Origin of the sequence: Methylobacterium sp. E-005, assembly GCF_022829725.1 — a bacterium.
Lineage (GTDB): Bacteria > Pseudomonadota > Alphaproteobacteria > Rhizobiales > Beijerinckiaceae > Methylobacterium.
On record NZ_JAKSYG010000207.1, the window covers coordinates 124852 to 133231 of the forward strand.

The following is an 8380-nucleotide window of genomic DNA, read 5'->3' on the forward strand; positions in this document are numbered from 1 at the left end:
GCGTGCGCGAAGACGGAGCAGCCCCTCACGAAGCCCGCCGAATTCAGCCGGCACCCGACTTCTTCGCCGGGGCCTTCTTGGCAGCCGGCTTCTTCGCGGCGGTCTTCTTAGCCGCCGGCTTGTCGCCGCTCGCCGCCCGCGCCGAGCCCTTCCGGACAGCCCCGCGCTTCGCCGGCTTGCCGCCGCCCGCGGCGCGCTTGGCGTTCACCAGGGCGATCGCCTCGTCGAGCGTCAGCGCTTCGGCGCTCATTGTCTTCGGCAGTGTGGCGTTCACCTCGCCGTCCGTGACGTAGGGACCGTACTTGCCGGACTTGACCACGAGGTCACGCCCGCTCGTCTCGTCCTTGCCGAGCGGCCGGCCCGGATCGGCGGCCGGGCGGCCGCGTCCGCCGCCCTGCTCCTTGGCGACGATCAGGTCGATGGCGCGGTTGCCGCCGATCTCCAGCACGTCGTCATCCTTGCCGAGGTTGGCGTAGGTCTTCCCGTGCTGCACGTAGGGCCCGAACCGGCCGAGATTGGCCAGGATCGGCTCGCCGGTCTCGGGGTGGCGCGCCACCTCGCGCGGCAGCGCCAGCAGCGCCAGCGCCTTGTCGAGATCCACATCCGAGGGGCTGAGCCCCTTGGGCAGCGACGAGCGCTTGGGCTTCTCCGCCCCCTTCTCGGTCGAGGCCTCGCCGAGCTGCACGAACGGACCGAACCGGCCGTCGCGGATCGTCACCGGCAGGCCCGTCGTGGGGTCGTTGCCCAACACCCGCACGCCCGGCTGGCCGCCCTCCGCCGAGGAGCCCTCACCGTCGCCGTCGACGCCGGAGGCCGAGAGCTGGCGGGTGTACTTGCACTCCGGATAGTTCGAGCAGCCGATGAAGGCGCCGAACTTGCCGAGCTTCAGCGAGAGCTGGCCGGCGCCGCAGGTCGGGCAGGTGCGCGGGTTGGAGCCATCGCCCTTGTCGGGGAAGATATGCGGCCCGAGGAGCCCGTTCAGCGCCTCCAACACGTCGGTGACGCGCAGCTCCTTGGTCTCGCCGATCGCCGCCGAGAAGTCGCGCCAGAAATCGCGCAAGACCGCCCGCCAGTCGATCTCGGCGTTGGAGACGCGGTCGAGTTGCTCCTCCAGATCGGCGGTGAAATCGTACTCGACGTAGCGGCGGAAGAAGCTCTCGAGGAAGCCCGTGACGAGCCGCCCCTTATCCTCCGGCTGCAGCCGCTTCTTTTCGATCTTGACGTATTCGCGGTCGCGCAACGTCTGGAGGACCGCGGCGTAGGTCGAAGGCCGGCCGATGCCGAGTTCCTCCATGCGCTTCACGAGGCTCGCCTCGGAATAGCGCGGCGGCGGCTCGGTGAAGTGCTGGGTCGAGCTGATCCGCTCGCGCTTGAGCGGATCGCCGGCCTTCATGGGCGGCAGGCGGCGGCTCTCCTCGTCCTCCTCGTCGTCCTTGCCCTCCTGATAGAGGGCGAGGAAGCCGTCGAACTTCACCACCTGCCCGGTGGCGCGCAGGTCGATCGTGCGCGGCCCGACCTTGGCCGCGACCTCCACGGTGGTGCGCTCCAGCTCGGCCGATTCCATCTGGCTCGCCATGGTGCGGGTCCAGATCAGCTCGTAGAGCTTGGCCTGCTCGGGCTCGAGATGGCGGGCGACCGTCTTGGGCAGGCGACCCATGTCGGTCGGTCGCACCGCCTCGTGGGCCTCCTGGGCGTTCTTGGCCTTGACGCTGTACTTGCGGGGCACGTCCGGCACGTAGCGGTCGCCGAACTCCTTGCCGATCACCCGGCGGGCGTCCTGGATCGCCTCCGGCGCCATGTCGACGCCGTCGGTCCGCATGTAGGTGATGATGCCGACCGTCTCGCCGCCGATCTCGACGCCCTCGTAGAGGCGCTGGGCGACCCGCATGGTCTGGGCCGGTGCCATCCCGAGCTTGCGCGAGGCCTCCTGCTGCAGCGTGGAGGTGGTGAAGGGCGGCTGCGGGTGGCGCTTGGCGGGCTTCGCCTCGACGCTCGCCACCTGGAAGGTCGCGAGCTCGAGATCGCGCTTGAAGGCGGCCGCCTCCTCGCCCGTACCGACATCGAGGCGCTGGATGCGCTTGCCGTCGGCGCCCACGAGCCGGGCCTCGAAGGTGGCGCCGTCGGCGGTCGTCAGCGTGGCGATGAGGGTCCAGTACTCGCGCGGCTTGAACCGCTCGATCTCCATCTCGCGCTCGACGACGAGGCGGAGCGCCACGGACTGCACGCGCCCCGCCGAGCGGGCGCCCGGGAGCTTGCGCCACAGGACCGGCGAGAGATTGAACCCCACGAGGTAGTCGAGCGCCCGGCGCGCCAGATAGGCATCGACCAGCGCCTGGTCGATCTCCCGCGGCTTGCGCATCGCCTGCTCGACCGACGCCTTGGTGATGGCGTTGAAGGTCACGCGCTCGACCGGGATGCCCTTGAGCACCTTGCGGGCGTTCAGCGCCTCTAGCACGTGCCAGGAGATCGCCTCGCCCTCGCGATCCGGGTCGGTGGCGAGGATCAGCTTGTCGGCGCCCTTGACCGCCTTGGCGATCTCCGAGACCCGGCTCGCCCCGCGGTCGGCCAGCTCCCAGACCATGTGGAAGTCCTGCTCGGGATCCACCGAGCCGTCCTTGGGCGGCAGGTCGCGGATGTGCCCGAAGGAGGCGATGACTTCATAGTCGCTGCCGAGATATTTATTGATCGTCTTGGCTTTGGCCGGCGACTCGACGACGACGACTTTCATTCAGACCTCTGCCCCTAACGGAGCCTGGGCGCGACGGACGAATTCTGTTCGTAATTCGCGTGGGACGTATGCCCGCCGTCGGGCCGGGGCCGCGCGCCTGGGACAAGTGGGTCACGGGCGGCGGGATGTCAAATCGTGAGGTTGTCCGGCCGAGCCGCTCTGCGGCGCTTTTCGCACTGGGTCCCGGATCAGGTTCCGCTTCGCTCCACCTGTCCGGGAAGGGGGCGGTGCAGGATGACACGCAACCGTTTCCCGGACGCATGCAGCGAAAGCGGAATGCGATCCGGGATCCAGCATGAGACCCGCCGCGTCAGCGGCTCGGAATCACGGCGGACGCCTCAGATCCCGGCGTACCACTCGTAGCCGCGGTCCTCCCAGTAGCCGCCGCTGCCCTGGCCGATCCCGGCGAGCGATTCCACCATCTCGACCCGCATCACGTACTTGGCCTGCTTGTAGCCGAGCTGGCGCTCGACCCGCAGCCGCAGGGGCGCGCCGTTCGAGACCGGCAGCGGCTTGCCGTTGAGGTCGTAGGCCAGGATCGTCTGCGGGTTGAAGGCGTCGTAGAGGTCGATGCTCTCGTAGTAGCGGATCGGGATCCCCGTCGGCTCGGGCTCGGCGGCGGGGCTGCCCTGGCCCCAATCGTCCTTGGGCGCATCGGTGGTGGTGGACGGGCCACCCCAATCGTCGGCGGCGGCGAGCTGGACATAGGCCTCGCGCACCGCCCCCGGATGGGTCGGGCGCCAGAGGGACGCCCCCTGGTTGCGCGCCTTGCCGCCGCCCTTCGGACCGGCCTCGACCTCCAGCGTGTCGGCGCAGTGGAACACCGCGTAGCGCGCCTGCGGCTTCAGCCCGGCCTTCTTCAGCACCTCGGCGAGCGGCACGCCGCTCCATTGCCCGATGCAGCTCCAGCCCTCCACGCAATCGTGCCGGGTGATCTGGGTGCGCGCGGGCAGGGCGCGCAGATCCGAAAGGCTCAGCGCCAGCGGCGTCTGCACGAGCCCGTCCACCGTCAGCTTGAAATCCGAGAATGTCTGCGCCGCCAACGCTCGATAGGCACGGTCGGGCGGGTCGATCGTGCCGTTCGGCTTGAACCAGGGCGAGATCATCGAGGCCGGGAATTCCCGGGCCAGGGTCGTCGGCGACATCAGCAGGCGCTGAGCATACGCGTTGGCGTCCTCGCCGACCTTGAGGGTGCGCTGACCGGTCTCGGTCCCGGCGAACCTGTCGCAGCCACCGAGGAGCGCGGTGCCCATCAGGCCCGCGCCCGCGGTGAGGAGCTTGCGGCGGTGGAGGATCATCGCGCGGTCTCCCGGTCGCGGCCGAGGCTGAACCAGCCGGTGACCATGCCGCGCATGTTGTTGACGAGCCCGGAGACGATCACCAGCAGCACGTGGACCACCACGAACAGCACGATCAGCCCGGCCGCGATGAAGTGGACGCTGCGCGCCGATTGCCGGCCGCCGAACAGCTCGGTCAGCCAGGGCCACGCCGCATCCATCCCCGGCGACATGGCGAGACCCGCGAGCACCATCGCGGGCAGCAGGCCGAGGATCAGGACGAGATAGGTCAACTTCTGGATGACGTTGTAGCGCTTGGCCTCCGTGCCCTCGGGAAAGCGCAAAAGCAGGTGCTCCTTCACGGAACCGCCGAAGTCGCGGATCTGGTCGCCGTCCGGGATCAGCCGGCGGCGGAGCTGGCCGCTGAACAGGCCGTAGAGCAGATAGACCGCGCCGTTGATCACCAGGGCCCAGGCGAACAGGAAGTGCCAGCGCCGCCCGGTGGCGAGGTCCTGATCGGCCGGCAGGGTCGCCCAGGCCGGGAAGGCGCGCTCCACCTCGGTGCCGCGCTCCTTCGACAGGCCGAGCACCCCGGTGGTGTCGAGGGTGTGGGAGCCGATCGTCACGATGCCGCGATTCGTGCCGTCGCGTCCCTGATCGCTGGTGATGGCGAGGGCCGGGTTGTCGAAGGTCGAGGTCGCACCCCAGTAGAGGGCCGGGTGGGCGTTGAAGATCTGCAGACCGCTCATCAGCAGGACGAGCAGCACCGCGGCGTTGATCCAGTGCGCCAGCCGGATCACCAGCGGGTGACGGTAGAACCAGCGGCGCCCGGTGCGATCGACGGTCTCGGGGGCTTCGAGGGCAGGGGAGGCGGCCAAGCGTCTGGATCCCGGGTCAGCGGTGCGGGGCCGGGAGCGTACGAATCCCGACCGTTCGGGCGGATACGTGGCGCAGGGCCGTTCGGTTACCATCCGCCGGAAAAAAAGGCCGCACGCACCTTTCGCCTCTCCATGCGGCTTCGGCCTACAGAGATTCGCCACAGGGCTGATGACGGAGCGCAACACGCCCCCTCTCCCGCACGGGAGAGGGGACCCGTGCTTCAGCCTGCGGGTGGTCGAGCCAGCTGGTCCCTCAAGTCCAGGTCGCCCAGAACCCGTATGAGAACGAGCCCGCGTCGTGGACTGAACGGAGATGTCCGTGCCTTACCGCCTTGCCCCCCGGGCCCGCCGCACCTACACCCGGGCCTCATCATGACGACGCCCGCGCCCCCGGCCTTCCCGCACCGGCACCTCCTCGGTATCGAGGGCCTGACCCGGCCCGACATCGAGGCGCTGCTCGACGCCGCCGATTCCGCCGTCGAAATCTCGCGGCAGGTGGAGAAGAAGCGCACGACCCTCCGGGGCCGGACGCAGATCAACCTGTTCTTCGAGCCCTCGACCCGGACGCAATCCTCCTTCGAGCTCGCCGGCAAGCGGCTCGGCGCCGACGTGATGAACATGTCGGTCGCCTCGTCCTCGGTGAAGAAGGGCGAGACCCTGATCGACACCGCGGCGACGCTGAACGCCATGCGGCCCGACATCATCGTGGTCCGCCACGAATCGGCGGGCGCGGTGCATCTGCTGGCCCGCAAGGTCGATTGCGCGGTGGTCAATGCCGGCGACGGCGCGCACGAGCACCCGACCCAGGCGCTCCTCGACGCGCTGACCATCCGCCGCAACAAGAGCCGGATCGAGGGTCTGCAGGTGGCGATCTGCGGCGACGTCCTGCATTCGCGGGTGGCGCGCTCGAACCTCATCCTGCTGCAGGCGATGGGCGCGCGGGTCCGCCTGATCGCCCCGTCGACGCTGCTGCCCGCCGGGATCGAGCGCTTCGGCGTCGAGACCTTCACGGACATGCGCAAAGGCCTCGTCGGCTGCGACATCGTGATGATGCTGCGCCTCCAGCGCGAGCGCATGAACGGCTCGTTCGTCCCCTCCGTGAAGGAGTATTTCCGCTATTTCGGCCTCGACGGCGAGAAGCTGGCGCTGGCCAAGCCCGACGCGCTGGTGATGCATCCGGGGCCGATGAACCGCGGCGTCGAGATTTCCTCGGAGATCGCCGACGGGGCGCAGTCGCTGATCCGCGAGCAGGTCGAGATGGGCGTCGCCGTGCGGATGGCCGTGCTGGAGGCGCTTGCCCGGCACCTGCCGAACGGGTAGGGGACCTCGGCTGACCGTGCGTCTCCCTCCCCCTTTGCGGGGGAGGGTGGCCCCCGAAGGGAGCCGGGTCGGGACGAAGTCCCGCAAGGGGGAGCGAGGGTGCAGAAGAACGCGCTGCCCTCATGCCGGTCGCGCCCTTCTCGGAAGCCGGGTTCCCCTCTCCCGACCCCTGCTGACGCAGGGGCCACCCTCCCCCGCAAAGGGGGGAGGGAGGGCGCGTGGCGGATACGGACCGCCTCTGTCACAAAGACAATCCCCGCCCGCCTTCACCCGCCCGGCTTGCCCCTGACCCAGTCGTGGCGCAGTTTCCTGCCGAAAATCGGCCCGGATCCGTATAAGGGGCCGGCGTAACATGCAGATCGCTTCATGACCGCCTACACGCTCGCCGACCTCGCCGCCCTCGTGGCGAGCCGCGCCGGGACCGATCCCGCCACCTCCTACACCGCCAAGCTCCTGTCCGAGGGCCCCGCCAAGGCGGCGAAAAAGCTCGGCGAGGAGGCGGTGGAGGCGGCCATCGCGGCCGTCCAGGGCGACAAGACCGGCCTGCGCAACGAGGCGGCGGACGTGCTCTATCACCTCGTGGTGCTGCTCCGGGCCGGCGGCGTCGAGCTCGCCGACGTGATGGCCGAGCTGGAGCGGCGCACCGCCCAGAGCGGCATCGCCGAGAAGGCCGCGAGGCGCCCCGCGTGAACGCGGCCGCGCTGCCCGGCACGGTCGAGGCGATCTTCGAAGCGTCGGACGGGCTCTCGCCCTATCGCCGCTTCAGCCGCGAGGAATGGGCGCAGCTGCGCGCCGACACGCCGCTCACCCTCAAGCAGGAGGATCTGGAGCGGCTGCAATCGATCAACGACCCGATCTCGGTGGAGGAGGTGGTGGCGATCTACCTGCCGCTGTCGCGCCTGCTGGCGCTCTACGTCGCGGCGACGCAGGGGCTGTTCAAGGCGACCCAGCGCTTCCTGCTGGCCGAGCGCGAGACCAAGGCCCCCTACATTATCGGGCTGGCCGGCTCGGTGGCGGTGGGCAAGTCCACGACCGCCCGCATCCTGACCGCCCTGCTGGCGCGCTGGCCCAACACCCCGAAGGTGGATCTCGTCACCACCGACGGCTTCCTGCTGCCCAACGCCGAACTCGCCGCCAACGGGTTGATGGAGCGCAAGGGGTTTCCGGAGAGCTACGACACCGCCGCGCTGCTGCGCTTCCTCCACGACGTGAAGGCGGGCCACAAGCGGGTGACCGCGCCGCTCTACTCGCACCTCGTCTACGACCGGGTGCCCGGGGAGGAGCGGGTGGTGGAGAGCCCCGACATCCTGATCGTCGAGGGCCTGAACGTGCTCCAGCCCGCCCGCCTGCCGCGGGACGGCACCGCCATTCCCTTCGTCTCCGACTTCTTCGACTTCTCGATCTATCTCGACGGCCACGAGGACGATCTGCACCGCTGGTACGTCACGCGCTTCATGAAGCTGCGCCAGACGGCGTTCCGCGATCCGCGCTCCTACTTCCGGAAATACGCCGAGATCCCCGAGGCCGAGGCGCTCGACATCGCCGACCGGCTCTGGACCACGATCAACCTGCCGAACCTACGTGAGAACATTCTGCCGACCCGCCAGCGGGCGAGCCTGATCCTGACCAAGGGCGCAAGCCACCGGATCGAGAGCGTGGCGTTGCGGCGGTTGTAGGGGGTACGTGGATGTAAGAGAGGCGGTCCGCGCCGAACCTCTCCCTCCCCCCTTTGCGGGGGAGGGTGGCCGCCTAATGGGGTCGGGAGAGGAGAGCGACCCTGCAGAAAAGTCCTCTGTCCTCACAGCCGACCCCCCCCCTGTCGAAACCCGCGCCGACATCTCCCTACCCCCGTCGACGCGTCAGCCGAGCGCCCCCGAAGAGGGCGCAGGCAGGAGGTTCGGTGCGGATGGGATCGGGGAGGCGGCTCGACCAGGGCCCCCCCCTGCCCCGGCTGTGGGGAGGCGGGCGTCCCGCGTGAGGGGGGGGCCGGAGGCGGGGGCCCGGACACCGCACGGGGCCCGGCCGTACTGAGCGCCCGAGGCCTTTGCGTTCCGGTCGCTCTCCGATCCCGGCCCCCTTCCGCGGCCCCCGCCCCCCGCAAAGGGGGGAGGGAGAGGTTCGGCGCGGACCGCCTCTCTTACATCCACGTACCCCCTACAACCGGCGCAACGCCACGC

6 protein-coding genes are annotated in these 8380 nt (G+C 69.7%); 3 read left to right on the forward strand and 3 right to left on the reverse strand.

What is annotated here, in order from left to right; genetic code table 11:
- Nucleotides 1-43: 43 nt before the first annotated feature.
- From topA to MKK88_RS24130, 3 genes are all read right to left on the reverse strand, one after another.
- Nucleotides 44-2728, reverse strand: coding sequence for a type I DNA topoisomerase (gene topA / locus MKK88_RS24120; protein WP_244004247.1), 2685 nt, complete (start codon nt 2726-2728; stop codon nt 44-46).
- 338 nt (nt 2729-3066) lie between these two features.
- A complete protein-coding gene (locus MKK88_RS24125; protein WP_244004249.1) occupies nt 3067-4026 on the reverse strand; it encodes a molybdopterin-dependent oxidoreductase in 960 nt (319 codons plus the stop codon).
- Nucleotides 4023-4883, reverse strand: a complete 861-nt coding sequence (locus MKK88_RS24130; RefSeq protein WP_244004251.1) for a cytochrome b/b6 domain-containing protein — start codon at nt 4881-4883, stop codon at nt 4023-4025. The genes MKK88_RS24125 and MKK88_RS24130 overlap by 4 nt, the downstream gene beginning before the upstream one ends.
- Before the next feature lie 372 nt (nt 4884-5255).
- Here MKK88_RS24130 and MKK88_RS24135 point away from each other — a divergent pair, with 372 nt between their 5' ends.
- The 3 genes from MKK88_RS24135 (at nt 5256) to coaA (ending at nt 7879) form a co-directional block, all read left to right on the forward strand.
- A complete protein-coding gene (locus tag MKK88_RS24135) occupies nt 5256-6203 on the forward strand; it encodes an aspartate carbamoyltransferase catalytic subunit (RefSeq protein ID WP_244004254.1) in 948 nt (315 codons plus the stop codon).
- Between the two features lie 366 nt (nt 6204-6569).
- A complete protein-coding gene (locus MKK88_RS24140) occupies nt 6570-6893 on the forward strand; it encodes a phosphoribosyl-ATP diphosphatase (RefSeq protein WP_160533498.1) in 324 nt (107 codons plus the stop codon).
- Nucleotides 6890-7879 (forward strand): type I pantothenate kinase, encoded by a 990-nt coding sequence (gene coaA / locus MKK88_RS24145; RefSeq protein ID WP_244004256.1) that lies wholly within the window; start codon nt 6890-6892, stop codon nt 7877-7879. Before MKK88_RS24140 ends, coaA begins: the two co-directional genes overlap by 4 nt.
- Nucleotides 7880-8380 lie beyond the last annotated feature (501 nt).

Excerpts from the sequence above, each read along its gene's own strand:
- topA (WP_244004247.1), bottom strand. The coding sequence starts at position 2,728 with ATGAAAGTCGTCGTCGTCGAGTCGCCGGCCAAAGCCAAGACGATCAAT.
- MKK88_RS24125 (WP_244004249.1), bottom strand. The coding sequence starts at position 4,026 with ATGATCCTCCACCGCCGCAAGCTCCTCACCGCGGGCGCGGGCCTGATG.
- MKK88_RS24135 (WP_244004254.1), top strand. The coding sequence starts at position 5,256 with ATGACGACGCCCGCGCCCCCGGCCTTCCCGCACCGGCACCTCCTCGGT.
- MKK88_RS24140 (WP_160533498.1), top strand. The coding sequence starts at position 6,570 with ATGACCGCCTACACGCTCGCCGACCTCGCCGCCCTCGTGGCGAGCCGC.